This window comes from Pseudomonas sp. SAS7 (genome assembly GCF_052112345.1).
GTDB classification, from domain to species: Bacteria; Pseudomonadota; Gammaproteobacteria; order Pseudomonadales; family Pseudomonadaceae; genus Aquipseudomonas; species Aquipseudomonas putida_Q.
Genome location: NZ_JBEGGO010000016.1, coordinates 80,956 through 97,470, shown reverse-complemented (window position 1 = coordinate 97,470; position 16,515 = coordinate 80,956). Strand labels below are relative to the sequence as shown.

Here is a 16,515-nt window from a genome sequence, read left to right as displayed (position 1 = left end):
GCACGACAGCAACACTATCACTCTCGCAAAGAGATACATGAAACAATTTTTGATGTTGCATTTTTGTATCGCGTAATGCATATACTGATCCCACCTGGTCGTGATCCAGCGTCACGCCCCTGCAAACAATTCCAAGAAATGCCGGCCCCACGATGTGCCGTGCGTGCAGCCAGAGGAACCCGACATGCCGCGATATCTCGATGTGCAGGCGCCGGAAAACGGCGTTCAGCTCATTACCCTGCAACGGCCCAAGGCACTGAACGCCCTGTGCACCGAGTTACTGGCAGAACTGGCCACTGCGCTGGATGCAGCCGCCCAGGATGACCAGACCGGCGCTGTGGTGCTCACCGGCAGCCGCAAGGCGTTCGCTGCAGGCGCTGACATCCGCGAAATGGCCGAGCACGACCTGGTCGGCATCCTCAACGACCCTCGAGTAGCCCATTGGCAACGCATCGCCGCCTTTGCCAAGCCGCTGATTGCTGCAGTCAACGGCTACGCCCTGGGTGGCGGTTGCGAATTGGTGATGTGTGCCGACATCGTCATCGCCGGTACCGACGCCCGCTTCGGCCAGCCGGAGATCAACCTCGGCATCATCCCCGGTGCCGGCGGTACCCAGCGCCTGTTGCGTGCCGTCGGCAAGCCGCTAGCCATGCAGATGGTGCTGACGGGCGAAGCTATCACTGCCCGTCACGCCCAACAGGCCGGCCTGGTCAGCGAAATAACCCAGCCCGAATTCACCGTAGAACGCGCCATGCAGATCGCCCGCAGCATCGCCGCCAAGGCGCCGCTGGCAGTGCGCCTGGCGAAAGAGGCGCTGCTCAAGGCCGGTGATACCGACCTGGCCAGTGGCCTGCGCTTCGAACGCCATGCATTCACCCTGCTGGCCGGCACCGCCGACCGTGACGAAGGCATTCGCGCCTTCCAGGAAAAGCGCCAGGCCCGCTTCCAAGGCCGCTGATCACCTACCCCTCGACCAACGGAGCGAGTCTGTCATGACTTTCCAGCACATCCTGTTTTCCATCGAGGACGGCGTCGCCCTCCTTTCTTTGAATCGCCCCGAGCAGCTGAACAGCTTCAACACCGCCATGCATCTGGAAGTGCGCGAAGCACTCAAGCAGGTTCGCCAGAGCAGTGAGGCGCGGGTGTTGCTGCTGACGGCTGAGGGCCGCGGCTTTTGCGCCGGCCAGGACCTGTCCGACCGTAACGTCGCCCCAGGCGCCGAGGTGCCAGACCTGGGCGAATCGATCGACAAGTTCTACAACCCGTTGGTGCGCACCCTGCGCGACCTACCGCTGCCGGTGATCTGTGCGGTAAACGGTGTGGCCGCCGGCGCCGGTGCCAATATCCCGCTGGCCTGCGACCTGGTACTGGCCGCCCGATCGGCCAGCTTCATTCAGGCATTTTGCAAAATCGGCCTGGTGCCGGACTCTGGTGGTACCTGGTTGCTGCCGCGCCTGGTCGGCATGGCGCGGGCTAAAGCACTGGCCATGCTGGGCGAGCGGCTTGGTGCCGAACAAGCCCAGCAATGGGGGCTGATCCATCGCGTGGTGGACGATGCTGAACTGCGCGACGAAGCCCTCACCCTCGCCCGCCAGCTCGCCAGCCAGCCCACCTATGGCCTTGCGCTGATCAAGCGCAGCCTCAATGCCAGTTTCGACAACGGCTTCGATGAACAGCTGGAACTCGAGCGCGACCTGCAACGCCTGGCCGGGCGCAGCGAGGACTACCGTGAAGGCGTGAGCGCCTTCATGAACAAGCGCACACCCGAATTCAAGGGGCGCTGAACATGGCCGCACTCGCAAGCAACGTGCAAGTAGCGGTGATCGGTGCCGGCGCCATGGGCGCCGGCATCGCCCAGGTCGCCGCCCAGGCCGGTCACCCGGTAAAGCTTTACGACAACCGCCCGGGGGCTGCCGCCCAGGCAGTGGCCGGTATTGAACGGCAGCTCGCCCGGCTCGTGGAAAAAGGCAAGCTGCAGGCCGTAGAGCGCGAAATGATCAGCCTTCGGCTATGCCCGGTCGACACGCTCGAAGCATTGGCTGATGCCGGCCTGGTGATCGAAGCCATCGTCGAGAACCTGCAGGTCAAGCAGGCGCTCTTCAGCCAGCTAGAAGCGCTGTGCACGGCTGATTGCATCATTGCCAGCAACACTTCGTCGCTGTCCATTACCAGCCTGGCTGCCGGCCTTGCACGCCCGCAGCAAGTGGTGGGCATGCACTTCTTCAACCCGGCACCGCTGATGGCGCTGGTCGAGGTGGTGTCAGGCCTGGCAACCGAACCGGCCGTGGCCGCGTGTATCTACGACACCGCCCAGGCCTGGGGCAAACAGCCAGTGCACACGCGTTCGACACCGGGCTTTATTGTCAACCGTGTGGCGCGGCCTTTCTATGCCGAGAGCCTGCGCCTGCTACAGGAAGGCGCAGCAGACTGCGCCAGCCTTGATGCGCTGCTTCGCGATGCGGGTGGTTTCCGCATGGGGGCATTCGAGCTTACCGACCTGATCGGCCACGACGTCAACTACGCCGTTACGTGCTCGGTGTTCGATGCTTTCTACGGGGACTTCCGCTTCCAGCCTTCACTGGTGCAAAAAGAGCTGGTGGATGCCGGCCGCCTCGGCCGTAAGACTGGGCAAGGCTTCTATAGCTACGCCGAAGGCGCCGAGCGCCCTGCACCGGCCGAATTGCACAGCTCCACCAAGGCTGAAGCCTGCGTTATCGAGGGGCAACTGGGTGTACTGCAGCCAATGGTTGAACGCCTGCGCCAGAACGGCGTCGTCGTGACCCAGCGTGCCGGCAGCGGCGTGATTCAGGTCGGTGAGGCCACCCTGGCATTGTCCGATGGCCGCCTCGCCAGCCAGCGCGCCCGTGAAGATGGCCTGCGCAACCTGGTGCTGCTCGACCTCGCGCTGGACTACAGCACCGCCTCGCGGATTGCCATCAGCTGGTCGGCCGATACCACCGAAAGCGCCCGCGACCAGGCGGTGGCTCTGCTGCAGCGGGCCGGCCTCAAGGTCACTGCGGTCGCCGACCTGCCCGGCCTGGTGGTGCTGCGCACCGTGACAATGCTCGCCAACGAGGCCGCCGATGCCGTGCTGCAGGGCGTCGGCAGCGCCGCCGACATCGACCTGGCCATGCGCGCCGGGGTCAATTACCCCTGTGGCCCGCTGGCCTGGGCTGCAAACATTGGCATTGCCCAGACCTTGCGCGTGCTCGACAACCTGCAGCGCAGCTATGGCGAGAGCCGCTACCGCCCTTCTCTGCTGTTACGTCGTTGTGAGGCCAAAGGAGGCACCCTGCATGACTGAACTCGAACTGGCACAAGCCTGTGCCGACGCCATGTACGCCCGCGATCCGGCCACCCAGGGCCTGGGCATCAGCCTGCTGGATGCCAGCCCGGGCCGGGCAAGCCTGCGTATGACGGTACGCGCCGACATGATCCAGGGTCATGGCACCTGCCATGGCGGCTTCCTGTTCGCCCTGGCCGATTCGGCTTTTGCCTTCGCTTGTAATAGCTACGACCAGGCCACCGTGGCACTGGGCTGCAGCATCGACTACCTGGCCCCGGCGCTGCGCGATGACGTCCTCACCGCCGACGCCAGCGAGGTCAGCCGCAAAGGCCGCACCGGCCTGTACGACGTGCGCATCCACAACCAGCGCGGTGAGCTGGTGGCGATGTTCCATGGCAAATCCTACAAAGTGCGCGGCACCGTGCTGGCGCAGGAGACGCAAGATGACTGAACCTACCCTCGCCGACGCCCTGATCATCGACGCCGTGCGCACCCCCATTGGCCGCTATGCCGGGGCGTTGAGCGGCGTACGTGCCGACGACCTCGCCGCCATCCCGCTGAAGGCCTTGATCCAGCGCCACCCCGAGCTTGACTGGAAAGCGGTCGACGACGTGATCCTCGGCTGTGCCAACCAGGCCGGCGAAGACAACCGCAACGTGGCGCACATGGCCAGCCTGCTGGCCGGGCTGCCGATGGTAGTGCCCGGGACCACGATCAACCGACTGTGTGGTTCCGGTCTGGACGCCATCGGCAACGCGGCCCGCGCCCTGCGCTGCGGTGAAGCCGGGCTGATGCTGGCTGGCGGCGTGGAGTCGATGTCGCGAGCACCCTTCGTGATGGGTAAGTCGGAGCAGGCGTTCGGCCGCGCAGCGGAGTTGTTCGACACCACCATCGGTTGGCGCTTCGTCAACCCATTGATGAAGGCTGCCTACGGTACAGATTCGATGCCGGAAACTGCCGAGAACGTGGCTGAACAGTTTGGCATTTCCCGCGTTGATCAGGATGCCTTCGCCTTGCGCAGCCAGCACAAGGCGGCCGCTGCCCAGGCCCGCGGCCGTTTGGCGCAAGAAATCGTACCGGTCGAGATCCCGCAGCGTAAAGGCCCGGCCAAACGGGTGGAGCACGACGAGCATCCGCGTGGCGACACGACGCTGGAACAGCTGGCCCGCCTCGGCACGCCATTCCGTGAGGGCGGTAGCGTCACCGCTGGCAATGCCTCCGGCGTCAACGACGGCGCCTGTGCCCTGCTGCTGGCCAGCAGCGCCGCTGCCCGGCGCCATGGCCTGAAAGCCCGCGGTCGTATCGTCGGCATGGCGGTGGCCGGGGTTGAGCCGCGGCTGATGGGCATCGGCCCGGTACCCGCAACCCGCAAGGTGCTTGAGCTTACGGGATTGTCGTTGGCCGACCTGGACGTCATCGAGCTCAACGAAGCGTTCGCCGCCCAGGGCTTGGCAGTGTTGCGCGAGCTGGGCCTGGCCGACGATGACCCGCGGGTCAACCGCAATGGCGGAGCCATCGCCCTCGGCCATCCGCTGGGCATGAGCGGTGCACGCCTGGTGACCACCGCGCTACACGAACTGGAAGAAACCGCCGGCCGCTATGCCCTTTGCACCATGTGCATTGGTGTTGGCCAAGGCATAGCCATGGTCATCGAGCGCCTCTGAGCGGATCAGACCATCAGCCTGTTACCGAACCGAACGCAGCCGTATATGCTGCGCTCATGACACTCACCGCGCGGCCCGCAACCGGCGCTGCGCGGCGTACAAGAACAATTCGAGTGAAGCCATGAACATGTACCATGATGCCGACCGTGCCCTGTTGGACCCGATGGAAACCGCCAGTGTCGACGCCCTCCGCCAGCACCAGCTGGAGCGCCTGCGCTGGAGCCTGAAGCACGCCTACGACAATGTGCCGCTGTACCGCCAGCGCTTTGCCGAATGCGGCGCCCACCCCGATGACCTCAAGTGCCTGGAAGACCTGGCGAAGTTCCCCTTCACCGGCAAGAACGACCTGCGCGACAACTACCCCTACGGCATGTTTGCCGTCCCTCAGGAGGAAGTGGTACGCCTGCATGCTTCCAGTGGTACCACCGGCAAGCCCACGGTGGTCGGCTATACGCAGAACGACATTCATACCTGGGCCAATGTGGTCGCCCGCTCGATCCGCGCTGCTGGCGGGCGCAAAGGTGACAAGGTGCATGTTTCCTACGGCTACGGCCTGTTCACCGGGGGGCTTGGCGCGCATTACGGCGCCGAGCGCCTGGGCTGCACGGTAATCCCGATGTCCGGTGGCCAGACCGAGAAGCAGGTGCAGCTGATCCGCGACTTCCAGCCCGACATCATCATGGTAACGCCGTCCTACATGCTCAACCTGGCCGACGAGATCGAGCGCCAGGGCATCGACCCGCATGACCTCAAGCTGCGCTTGGGCATTTTCGGTGCCGAGCCCTGGACCGATGAACTGCGCCGGTCGATCGAGCAGCGCCTGGGTATCGATGCCCTCGACATCTATGGCCTGTCGGAAATCATGGGCCCCGGGGTAGCGATGGAGTGCATCGAGACCAAGGACGGCCCGACCATCTGGGAAGACCACTTCTACCCCGAGATCATCGACCCGGTCACCGGCCAGGTTTTGCCAGACGGCCAGCTGGGCGAACTGGTGTTCACCTCGCTAAGCAAAGAGGCGCTGCCGATGGTGCGCTACCGTACCCGCGACCTCACCCGCCTGCTGCCCGGTACCGCCAGGCCGATGCGGCGGATAGGCAAGATCACCGGGCGCAGCGACGACATGCTGATCATTCGCGGCGTCAACGTGTTCCCGACCCAGATCGAGGAGCAGGTGCTAAAAATAAAACAGCTTTCCGAGCTATATGAGATTCATCTGTATCGCAATGGCAACCTGGACAGTGTCGAGGTGCATGTTGAATTGCGTGCGGAGTGCCAGCACCTCGATGAAGGCCAGCGCAAGCTGGTTATCGGGGAGTTGAGCAAACAGATCAAGACCTACATCGGCATCAGTACCCAGGTCCACCTGCAGCCTTGCGGCACGCTCAAGCGCTCCGAGGGAAAGGCTTGCCACGTGTACGACAAACGGTTGGCCAGCTGAGTTATTCGGCTGCCTTTTCGGCCCCGGCATTGTCCGGGGCTTTTTTTCGCCTGGGGAAAATGCTGGGGGCGCATCGCGCACCTTTTGCGACACAAGGCCGCTCGTGCAAGAGACTGCGCTCCTCTGTAGGAGCGGCCTTGTGCCGCGAAAGGGCTGCGAAGCAGCCCCTTGGCCAGTCAATGTGATACACAAATCTTATTTGATACACATAAAACTGTTTGACGTTATGTTTTGTATCGCTTACAAATGACTCATGCCTTAGCAGGAGTCGCAGCACATGTACGCACAGCTAGTGGAAACCGGAGTCAAGCGCGTCAAGTCGCTGGAAGAAATGTCCCCCGAGGAACGCAACTTCCAGGAAAAGATCGACGCCGAAATCAAGATCGAAGCCAAGAACTGGATGCCCGAGGCCTACCGCCAGACCTTGATCCGGCAGATTTCCCAGCACGCCCACTCGGAAATCGTCGGCATGCTGCCCGAAGGCAACTGGGTCACCCGTGCACCTAGCCTCAAGCGCAAGCTGCAACTGATGGCCAAGATCCAGGATGAAGCCGGTCACGGCCTGTACCTGTACAGCGCCATGGAAACCCTGGGCGCCGACCGCGACGAAGAAATCGCCAAGCTGCACAGCGGCAAGGCCAAGTATTCGAGCATCTTCAACTACCCCACCCTCAGCTGGGCCGACATGGGTGCAGTGGGCTGGCTGGTGGATGGCGCCGCAATCGTCAACCAGGTGGTACTGCAGCGCACCTCGTACGGCCCCTACTCCCGCGCGATGATCCGTATCTGCAAGGAAGAGAGCTTTCACCAGCGCCAGGGCTACGAAATGCTCCTGACCATGATGCGTCACGGCACCCAGGCCCAGCGCGACATGGTCCAGGACGCGATCAATCGCCTGTGGTGGCCATCACTGATGATGTTCGGCCCCAGCGACGAACACTCCCCAAACAGCGCCCAGTCCATGGCCTGGAAGATCAAGCGCCAGACCAACGATGAACTGCGCCAGCGTTTCATCGACCAGACCGTGCCGCAGCTCGAACTGCTCGGCTGCACAGCCCCCGACCCTGAACTGAAGTGGAACGCCGAGCGCGGTCACTACGACTTCGGCGAAATCCAGTGGGACGAGTTCTACGAGGTGATCAAGGGCAACGGCCCGTGCAACCAGGAACGTGTCGCCACCCGCCGCAAGGCCATCGAGGACGGCGCCTGGGTGCGCGAGGCCGCCGTGGCCTACGCGCGCAAGCAACAGAACAAGAACGCCGCCTGAGCGGCGATTGATGCGGAGATCGAAAATGTCTGTCTGGACCCTCTACGAAGTGTTCGTGCGCAGCAAGCACGGCCTTAACCACAAGCATGTCGGCAGCGTGCACGCCGCCGATGCCGCCATGGCCATCGAAAATGCCCGCGAGCTGTACACCCGCCGCAGCGAGGGCGTCAGCCTGTGGGTGGTGCCTTCGGCGCTGATCACCGCCTCCTCCCCCGACGAGAAAGACCCGCTGTTCGCTCCTTCGGACGATAAGGTCTACCGCCATGCCAGCTTCTACGAGCTGCCCGATGAAGTCGGACACATGTGAGGTTGGCCATGCACAACGAAGCCCTGATCCCTTACCTGCTGCTGCTCGGCGACAGTGCCCTGGTCCAAGGCCAGCGCCTCTGCGAATGGTGTGGCCACGCCCCTGCCATCGAAGAAGAGCTGGCCCTGATGAACGTTGGCCTGGACCTGGTCGGCCAGGCGCGCAACTGGCTGGAATACGCAGCCGAACTGCTTGACGACGGTCGCGACGCGGACGCCCTGGCCTTCCGCCGAGACGAGCGCGCCTACCGCAACCTGCTGCTGGTCGAGCAACCCAACGGTGATTTCGCCGTGACCATGACCAAGCAGTTCCTCTACGACGCCTGGCACTTCGCCGTGCTACAGGGCTTGGCCGGCTCCAGCGATGAGCGTATCGCCGGTATCGCCGCCAAGGCACTCAAGGAAGTCACCTACCACCTGCGCCGTTCCAGCGAGTGGGTGCAGCGCATGGGGGGCGGTACAGAAGAAAGCCGCCAACGCATGCTCGCCGCCATTGCGGCACTGTGGCGCTTCACCGTCGAACTGACGGCCGCCAGCGACAACGAGGTGCAGTTGGCCGAAGCGGGTATTGCCGCCGACCCGGCCACCGTGGGTGCTGCGTGGCTCAAACAGGTGAGCGAGACTTTCGCATCGGTCGAGCTGCCGCTGCCCAAGGCTGCCAGCCACTTCTACCTGGACAGTCGCAAAGGCCTGCACACCGAGCACCTGGGCCTGCTGCTGGCCGAGATGCAGTTCCTGCCAAGGGCTTACCCCGATGCAACCTGGTGAGCTGATTACCGGCGACCGTGGCGCGCGGCCGCCACGCGGCGACGACCTGGCCCGGGCCTGGGAGGTCCTGGCCCAGGTCATGGACCCGGAAGTGCCTGTGGTCAGCGTGGTCGACCTGGGAATAGTCCGCGACCTCGACTGGCGCGCCGGCCACCTGCACCTGGTGGTCACGCCCACCTACTCCGGCTGCCCGGCCACCGAGGTGATCGAGGGTGATATCCGCCAGGCGCTGGAGCAGGCGGGCTTCCCCGCACCGGATCTTGAGCGCCGGTTGACCCCGGCCTGGACCACCGACTGGATCAGCGAGCTGGGCCGCGAGCGCCTGCGCCTCTACGGCATTGCCCCGCCGCAAGGCAGCGCCAGCAAGCGCAGCCTGCTAGGTGAAGCGCCCCAGGTGTGCTGCCCGCAGTGCGGCAGCGCCCATACCGAATTGCTCAGCCAGTTCGGCTCCACCGCTTGCAAGGCGCTGTACCGCTGCCGCGAGTGCCTGGAGCCGTTCGACTATTTCAAATGCATTTGAGCCGTGGAGAACGCCATGAGCCAGTTTCACAGCCTGACCATCAAGCAAGTGCGCAACGAAACCCGTGATGCGGTTTCGATTGCCTTCGACGTGCCCGAGCACCTGCAGGCGCAGTTCCGCTTTACCCAGGGCCAGTACCTGGTCATGCGTACGCAACTGGACAACGAAGAGGTCCGCCGCTCTTACTCTATCTGCAGCGCCGTGCAGGACGGCGAGCTGCGCGTGGCCGTCAAGCGCGTGCCAGGCGGGCGTTTCTCGGCGTTTGCCAATGAAGTGCTCAAGGCCGGCCAGCAACTGGAGGTGATGCCGCCATCGGGCAACTTCTTCGTGCCGCTGGACGCTGCCCGCCAGGGCAATTACCTGGGCGTGGCCGCCGGCAGCGGCATTACCCCAATCCTGTCGATTATCGGTACCACCCTGGACAGCGAGCCGCACAGCCGCTTCACCTTGCTGTACGGCAACCGTTCCAGCTCTGGGGCGCTGTTTCGCGACAAGCTCGAAGACCTGAAAAACCGCTATCTCGACCGCCTGAACCTGATTTTCGTGTTCAGCCGCGAGCAGCAGGATGTCGACCTGTACAACGGTCGCATCGACGCCGACAAGTGCGGCCAGCTGTTTTCGCGCTGGCTGGACGTTCCAGGCCTGGACGCGGCCTTCATCTGCGGCCCACAGGCGATGACCGAAACCGTGCGTGACAGCCTGCAGGCCAATGGCCTGGGCAAGGAGCGCATTCATTTCGAGCTGTTCGCCGCCGCCGGCAGCGAAACCCGCCGCGAAGCCCGTGAGGCCGCGCGCCAGGTGGATTCCGCGCTCAGCCATATCACCGTGATCAGCGACGGCCGCGCCCTCACCTTCGACTTGCCACGCAACACCCAGAACGTGCTGGACGCAGGCAACGCCATCGGCGCCGAGCTGCCCTACTCGTGCAAGGCCGGCGTGTGCTCCACCTGCAAGTGCCGGGTGATCGAGGGCGAAGTGGAAATGGACAGCAACCATGCCCTGGAAGACTACGAAGTGGCAGCCGGGTATGTGCTGTCGTGCCAGACCTACCCGGTGAGCGACAAGGTGGTGCTCGACTTCGACCAGCTTTAAGACCGCGCCGCCTGCTTCGCGGGCGCGCCCGCTCCCACAGGGACTGCACAAAGGCTGAGGGCAACATCCTCCTTGTGGGAGCGGGCATGCCCGCGAAGAGGCCCTTTGCAATACCGCAACACCCGCGTGACCTCAACAAAACAATTACAAAACCAAGAGATCGCTTGCCATGACACCCGAACGCATAGAAAGCATCGCCAACCACCCCGATTTCCAGCACCTGGTGCGGCGTAAACGCCGCCTCAACGGCAGCCTGACCCTGGCCATGCTGGTGATCTACTACGGCTTCGTCCTGCTGGTGGCGTTCTCTCCCAGCACCCTTGGCCAGTCCCTTAGCGGCGGCGTGACCACCGTCGGCATGCTGGTGGGTGTGCTGATGGTGCTGCTGTCCTTCGCCCTGACCGGCATCTACGTGCACCGCGCCAACAATGTGCTCGACCCGCTCAATGAAAAGGTCAAGCAGGAGTGCGCACAATGAACTGGACTGCCATCTCGATGTTCATGGTGTTCGTCTGCTTCACCCTGCTGGTCACCCGCTGGGCTGCCTTGCGCACCCGCTCGGCCAGCGACTTCTATACCGCCGGTGGGGGCCTGACCGGCATGCAGAACGGCCTGGCGATTGCCGGCGACATGATCAGCGCCGCCTCCTTCCTGGGCATTTCCGCGATGATGTTCATGAACGGCTATGACGGCCTGTTGTATGCCCTGGGCGTGCTGGCAGGCTGGCCGATCATTCTGTTTTTGATCGCCGAACGCCTGCGCAACCTGGGCAAGTACACCTTTGCCGATGTAGTCAGTTACCGCCTGGCACAAACCCCGGTGCGCCTGACTTCGGCGTTTGGCACCCTGGTCGTGGCACTGATGTACCTGGTGGCGCAGATGGTCGGTGCCGGCAAGCTGATCGAGCTGCTGTTCGGCATCAGCTACCTGTACGCCGTGATGCTGGTCGGCGTACTGATGGTTGCCTACGTTACCTTCGGCGGCATGCTCGCCACCACTTGGGTGCAGATCATCAAGGCGGTGATGCTGCTGTCGGGCACCAGCTTCATGGCCTTCATGGTGCTCAAGCACTTTGGTTTCAGCACCGAGGCCATGTTCGCCAGCGCCGTGGCCGTGCATGCCAAGGGCCAGGCCATCATGGCCCCGGGGGGCCTGCTGTCCAACCCGGTGGATGCCATTTCCCTCGGCTTGGGCATGATGTTCGGCACTGCCGGCCTGCCGCATATCCTGATGCGCTTCTTTACCGTGAGTGATGCCAAGGAAGCACGCAAGAGCGTGTTCTACGCCACTGGTTTCATCGGTTACTTCTACCTGCTGCTGATCGTCATCGGCTTTGGTGCCATCGTGATGGTCGGCACCGAGCCGTCCTACCGCGACGCCACCGGTGCAATCATCGGCGGCGGCAACATGATCGCCGTGCACCTGGCCCAGGCTGTCGGTGGCAACTTGTTCCTTGGCTTCATCTCTGCCGTGGCCTTCGCCACCATCCTGGCCGTGGTCGCCGGCCTGGCGCTGTCCGGCGCATCGGCGGTCTCCCACGACCTGTATGCCTGTGTGATCCGCCAAGGTAAGGCCACCGAGCAGGAGGAAATGCGCGTATCGCGTATCGCCACCCTGCTGATCGGCCTGCTGGCGGTAATGCTCGGCCTGATGTTCGAGTCGCAGAACATCGCCTTCCTTTCTGGCCTGGTGCTGGCGGTGGCTGCCTCGGTCAACTTCCCGGTACTGCTCCTTTCGATGTTCTGGAAAGGCCTGACCACCCGCGGCGCGGTGTGCGGCAGCATGGCCGGCCTGGCGTCGGCGGTGCTGCTGGTGGTTCTGGGCCCGGCAGTGTGGGTCAACGTGCTGCATCACGAGAAAGCGCTGTTCCCTTACAGCAACCCGGCGTTGTTCTCCATGAGCCTGGCATTCCTCAGTGCGTGGGTGTTCTCGGTTACCGACAGCTCCGAACGTGCCAGTGAAGAACGAGGCCGCTACCTGGCCCAGTTCATCCGCTCCATGACCGGTATCGGCGCTGCCGGCGCCAGCAAGCACTGACCTCAAGGACGAACAACCATGTCGGGTAAAACAACAACAATGAACCGCACACACTTCATGTCAGCTGCCTGCCTGGCCACCCTTGCGTTGCCAGTGCCGGCGATGGCCGATTTCATCGGCGACAGCCACGCACGCCTGGAGCTGCGCAACCACTACATCAACCGCGACTTTCGCCAGAGCAGCGCCCCGCAGGCCAAGGCAGAGGAATGGGGCCAGGGCTTTACCGCCAAGCTGGAATCGGGCTTCACCGAGGGCCCGGTCGGTTTTGGCATTGACGCCATGGGCCAGCTGGGTATCAAGCTCGACTCCAGCCGCGACCGCCGCAATACCGGGCTGCTGCCCTTCGGCCCGAACAGCCACGAACCGGTTGATGATTACAGCGAACTGGGGCTCACCGGCAAGGTACGCGTGTCCAAGAGCACCCTGCGCCTGGGCACCTTGCAGCCAATCTTGCCGGTGGTGGTCTACAACGACACCCGCCTGCTGGCGTCCACCTTCCAGGGCGGCCTGCTGACCAGCCAGGATCTCGATGGCCTTACCGTCAACGCCGGCCGCCTGACCAAGGCCAACCTGCGCGACTCCTCGGGCCGCGACGACATCGGCTACGGCGCTGCCAGCAGTGACCACCTGGACTTTGGCGGTGGCAGCTACGCCATCACCCCGCAAACCAGCGTCAGCTACTACTACGCCAAGCTCGAGGACATCTACCGCCAGCAGTTCGTCGGCCTGATCGATACCCGCCCGTTGAGCGAAGGCGTGAGCCTGCGCAGCGACCTGCGCTACTTCGACAGCCGCAACGATGGCGCCGAACGTGCCGGCAACATCGACAACCGCAACTTCAACGCCATGTTCACCCTCGGCGTGCAGGCGCACAAGTTCACCGCCACCTGGCAACAGATGTCGGGCGACAGTGCCTTCCCGTTCGTCAACGGCGGCGACCCGTTCACCGTCAACCTGGTCACTTACAACACCTTCACCCGCGCCGGGCTGGACTCCTGGCAAGTGCGCTATGACTACGACTTTGTCGCGATGGGCATCCCTGGTCTGAGCTTCATGACCCGCTACACCGACGGCCGCCACGCCGAAACCGCCACCGTCAGCAATGGCCGCGAGCGCGAGCGCGACACCGACATCACCTACGTCATCCAGAGCGGCCCGTTCAAGGACGTGAGCCTGCGCTGGCGCAACGTCACCTTCCGTTCCGGCAATGGCCTGACCAACGCCGTGGACGAAAACCGCCTGATCATCGGCTACACCCTGGCGCTGTGGTAACAGCGCCCCCTTACATTTGAACAGCATGGAGAACAGCATGTCTGCCGCCCCTACTCTGCAAAGCTTCATCGCCGGCCGCTGGCTCGGCCAGCACGGCGCCCAGGCCCTGCGCAGCGCCCTCGACGGCCACGTACTGGCCTACAGCCACGAAGAGCGCCCGGACTTCGCCGAAGCCGTCGACTTTGCCCGTGCTCGCGGCCTGGCCAGCCTGACGGCCATGGATTTCCAGCAACGCGCTGCACGCCTGAAAGCGCTGGCCCTGTACCTGGCCGAACGCAAGGAACAGCTGTACACCCTGTCGCACCATAGCGGCGCCACCCGTGCCGACAGCTGGATCGACATCGAAGGCGGCAACGCCACGTTGTTCGCCTATGCCGGTATCGGCAGCCGCGAGCTGCCGTCGGGCAACCTGGTGCACGAGGGCCCGGCCATCGCGCTGGGCAAGCAAGGTCACTTTGCCGGCAGCCACATCCTGGTGCCGCGCGCAGGAGTGGCGGTGCACATCAACGCCTTCAACTTCCCCATCTGGGGCATGCTGGAGAAGTTCGCCCCGACCTTCCTGGCGGGCATGCCGTGCATCGTCAAGCCGGCAACGTCCACCAGCTACCTGACCGAAGCCGTCGTACGCCTTATGAACGCCTCCGGCCTGCTGCCAGAGGGCAGCCTGCAACTGGTGATCGGCAGCACCGGCGACTTGCTCGACCGCCTGCAAGGCCAGGACGTGGTGACCTTCACCGGTTCCGCCGATACCGCCGCCAAATTGCGCGTCACGCCGAACCTGATACGCAATTCGGTACCATTCACCGCCGAAGCCGACTCACTGAACTGCGCCATCCTCGGCCCGGACGTAACGCCAGACAGCGAAGAGTTCGACCTGTACATCAAGGAGGTGGTGCGTGAAATGACCACCAAGGCCGGGCAGAAGTGCACCGCCATCCGCCGCGCCATCGTGCCGGCCAAGCACATCGATGCCGTTGCCACTCGCTTACGCGAGCGTTTGAGCAAGGTGGTAGTGGGTGACCCGTCGCTGGAAGGCGTACGCATGGGCGCCCTGGCCTCTCACGACCAGCAGCACGACGTGGCCGAACGAGTGCGCAGCCTGCTGCAAAGCTGTGACCAGCTGTTCGGCGCCAGCGATGGCTTCGCCCCGCGGGGCGATGGTGTGGCCGAGGGCGCATTCTTTGCCCCGACCCTGCTGCAGGCCCGCGACCCGCATGCCGAAGGTGGCGCCCACGATATCGAAGCGTTCGGCCCGGTCAGCACGCTTATGGCCTATGACGATCTCGACGAAGCCCTGGCGCTGGCCGCCCGAGGCAAAGGCAGCCTGGTGGCGACACTGGTCACCGCCGATCGCAGCGTCGCTGCCAAGGTCATTCCGGTAGCGGCGGCCTGGCATGGCCGCCTGCTGGTACTCGACAGTGAAGCCGCCAAGGAATCCACCGGCCACGGCTCGCCTCTGCCGCAGCTCAAGCATGGCGGCCCGGGTAGAGCCGGTGGCGGTGAAGAGCTGGGTGGCTTGCGCGCGGTCAAGCACTACCTGCAACGCGCCGCCGTACAGGGCTCGCCAAGCATGCTTACGGCAGTCACCGGCGAATACGTACGCGGTGGTGAAGTGATCGAGACTGAAGTGCACCCGTTCCGCCGCTACTTCGAGCAGCTGCGCATCGGTGAATCCCTGCTCACCCATCGTCGTACCGTCACCGAAGCGGACCTGGTCAACTTCGGCTGCCTGTCGGGTGACCACTTCTACATGCACTTCGACGAAATCGCCGCCAAGCAATCGCAGTTCGGTAAACGCATTGCTCACGGCTATTTCGTTCTGTCGGCAGCTGCCGGCCTGTTCGTCTCGCCTGGCGCCGGGCCAGTACTGGCCAACTATGGCCTGGACACCCTGCGTTTCATCAACCCGGTGGGCATCGGCGATACCATTCAGGCGCGCCTCACCTGCAAGCGCAAGATCGACCAGGGCAAGACCAGCCCGCTGGGCCAGCCGCAGGGTGTGGTGGCGTGGGATGTGGAGGTGACCAACCAGCTGGGTGAGCTGGTGGCCAGCTATGACATCCTGACCCTGGTGTTGAAACAGCCGGAGTGATCTGTTGACCTTGCGGGCCGCTCGCGTTTCACCCGCCCTACAGGAATCTCACACATTTCAAAGGTTGTGCAGTCCCTGTGGGAGCGGGTTCACCCGCGAAGAGGCCCGGAAAAGTAACACAACGCTAGACCACCGTTGGTCAGCGACTGCCGGCATTCAAAGGACTTCTGTCATAGATCTGTCGCTCTTAACCCATGAGGATCAGAGACGAGGATTGCATGATGGATTACTTACTGCGGATGGGTGGCGGCAATGTGCAGGATGACTGGCCGGAGCTTGAACCGGATCGCCGCAACGACCAAGTGGATGACCCGGATGCCGACCCCAATGTGACCGACGACGACGAAAATCGCCCAGGGGTCCCGGCCAGTGACCCTGAATCCGGTGCATGACAAGGGGTTTGTCTACCCACCATGCTGCGGCGGTATGCCCGCTGCAGCATGGTTGTGTGCCAGGCTGGGTTGGTATTACACCATCGCCGCCGGGTCGCCCACCGACTGGCTCGGTTTGCTCCCCGAAATCCGCCAGCTCACGCCGGTAATCCCGTAACGCTCAGCCATCGGCCGGCTGATCTTCTTGATCTTCTCACGCCCGAATTTGGGAATGATGCCGATGCCCGCATCGCAACTTGCCCAATGCCAGGCTTCGGCATTATCCAGGCGTTCCAGGCGAATGATGAAACTGCGCGGTTGGCCATGCAGTTGGTAATCGATGATGTAAAGCTGTGGGCTAGGCATCGCAGGGGGCCTCCTCTTCTCCATGGATGACAA

Annotated in this window: 16 protein-coding genes and 1 pseudogene; 16 read left to right on the top strand and 1 reads right to left on the bottom strand. The window is 63.6% G+C overall.

Features of this window, described 5'->3' with window-relative positions; translation table 11 throughout:
• The first annotated feature begins 184 nt into the window (after positions 1-184).
• The 16 genes and pseudogenes from paaF to ABI582_RS22930 all read left to right on the top strand — a co-directional run bounded on the left by paaF (position 185) and on the right by ABI582_RS22930 (position 16,137).
• On the top strand, positions 185-958 hold the full coding sequence (gene paaF / locus ABI582_RS23005) for a 2,3-dehydroadipyl-CoA hydratase PaaF (RefSeq protein ID WP_338743976.1): 774 nt from the start codon (positions 185-187) through the stop codon (positions 956-958).
• 34 nt (positions 959-992) lie between these two features.
• Positions 993-1,784, top strand: a complete 792-nt coding sequence (paaG, locus tag ABI582_RS23000) for a 2-(1,2-epoxy-1,2-dihydrophenyl)acetyl-CoA isomerase PaaG (protein WP_442120360.1) — start codon at positions 993-995, stop codon at positions 1,782-1,784.
• 2 nt (positions 1,785-1,786) lie between these two features.
• Positions 1,787-3,304, top strand: coding sequence for a 3-hydroxyacyl-CoA dehydrogenase PaaH (paaH, locus tag ABI582_RS22995; RefSeq protein WP_442120359.1), 1,518 nt, complete (start codon positions 1,787-1,789; stop codon positions 3,302-3,304).
• Positions 3,297-3,737, top strand: coding sequence for a hydroxyphenylacetyl-CoA thioesterase PaaI (gene paaI / locus ABI582_RS22990; RefSeq protein ID WP_442120358.1), 441 nt, complete (start codon positions 3,297-3,299; stop codon positions 3,735-3,737). Before paaH ends, paaI begins: the two co-directional genes overlap by 8 nt.
• Positions 3,730-4,950 (top strand): 3-oxoadipyl-CoA thiolase, encoded by a 1,221-nt coding sequence (gene pcaF / locus ABI582_RS22985; protein ID WP_442120357.1) that lies wholly within the window; start codon positions 3,730-3,732, stop codon positions 4,948-4,950. The genes paaI and pcaF overlap by 8 nt, the downstream gene beginning before the upstream one ends.
• Positions 4,951-5,071: 121 nt before the next feature.
• Positions 5,072-6,391, top strand: coding sequence for a phenylacetate--CoA ligase PaaK (gene paaK, locus ABI582_RS22980; RefSeq protein WP_442120356.1), 1,320 nt, complete (start codon positions 5,072-5,074; stop codon positions 6,389-6,391).
• Positions 6,392-6,668: 277 nt separating this feature from the next.
• Positions 6,669-7,658 (top strand): 1,2-phenylacetyl-CoA epoxidase subunit PaaA, encoded by a 990-nt coding sequence (paaA, locus tag ABI582_RS22975; RefSeq protein ID WP_338743981.1) that lies wholly within the window; start codon positions 6,669-6,671, stop codon positions 7,656-7,658.
• A 25-nt stretch (positions 7,659-7,683) separates the two neighbouring features.
• Positions 7,684-7,965 (top strand): 1,2-phenylacetyl-CoA epoxidase subunit PaaB, encoded by a 282-nt coding sequence (gene paaB / locus ABI582_RS22970; protein ID WP_004374528.1) that lies wholly within the window; start codon positions 7,684-7,686, stop codon positions 7,963-7,965.
• Between the two features lie 8 nt (positions 7,966-7,973).
• Entirely contained in the window at positions 7,974-8,732 is a 759-nt protein-coding gene (paaC, locus tag ABI582_RS22965; protein WP_442120355.1) for a 1,2-phenylacetyl-CoA epoxidase subunit PaaC, read from the top strand.
• A complete protein-coding gene (gene paaD, locus ABI582_RS22960) occupies positions 8,719-9,252 on the top strand; it encodes a 1,2-phenylacetyl-CoA epoxidase subunit PaaD (protein ID WP_442120354.1) in 534 nt (177 codons plus the stop codon). Before paaC ends, paaD begins: the two co-directional genes overlap by 14 nt.
• 15 nt (positions 9,253-9,267) lie before the next feature.
• Complete coding sequence (gene paaE, locus ABI582_RS22955) at positions 9,268-10,344, top strand: 1,2-phenylacetyl-CoA epoxidase subunit PaaE (protein ID WP_442120353.1); 1,077 nt, start codon at positions 9,268-9,270, stop codon at positions 10,342-10,344.
• Between the two features lie 169 nt (positions 10,345-10,513).
• A complete protein-coding gene (locus ABI582_RS22950; RefSeq protein ID WP_016499671.1) occupies positions 10,514-10,822 on the top strand; it encodes a DUF485 domain-containing protein in 309 nt (102 codons plus the stop codon).
• Positions 10,813-12,381: pseudogene (locus tag ABI582_RS22945) on the top strand (cation acetate symporter); the annotation flags it as partial. The gene ABI582_RS22950 and the pseudogene ABI582_RS22945, both read left to right, overlap by 10 nt.
• A 39-nt stretch (positions 12,382-12,420) precedes the next feature.
• Positions 12,421-13,653 (top strand): OprD family porin, encoded by a 1,233-nt coding sequence (locus ABI582_RS22940; protein WP_442120352.1) that lies wholly within the window; start codon positions 12,421-12,423, stop codon positions 13,651-13,653.
• A gap of 37 nt (positions 13,654-13,690) precedes the next feature.
• Positions 13,691-15,745, top strand: coding sequence for a phenylacetic acid degradation bifunctional protein PaaZ (paaZ, locus tag ABI582_RS22935; protein ID WP_442120351.1), 2,055 nt, complete (start codon positions 13,691-13,693; stop codon positions 15,743-15,745).
• 221 nt (positions 15,746-15,966) lie between these two features.
• Entirely contained in the window at positions 15,967-16,137 is a 171-nt protein-coding gene (locus tag ABI582_RS22930) for a hypothetical protein (RefSeq protein ID WP_338743986.1), read from the top strand.
• A gap of 75 nt (positions 16,138-16,212) precedes the next feature.
• On the opposite strand, the gene ABI582_RS22925 is transcribed toward ABI582_RS22930, so the two are convergent.
• Positions 16,213-16,482: a DUF6555 family protein gene (locus ABI582_RS22925; protein WP_016487162.1), complete on the bottom strand. Its 270-nt coding sequence runs from the start codon at positions 16,480-16,482 to the stop codon at positions 16,213-16,215.
• Positions 16,483-16,515 lie beyond the last annotated feature (33 nt).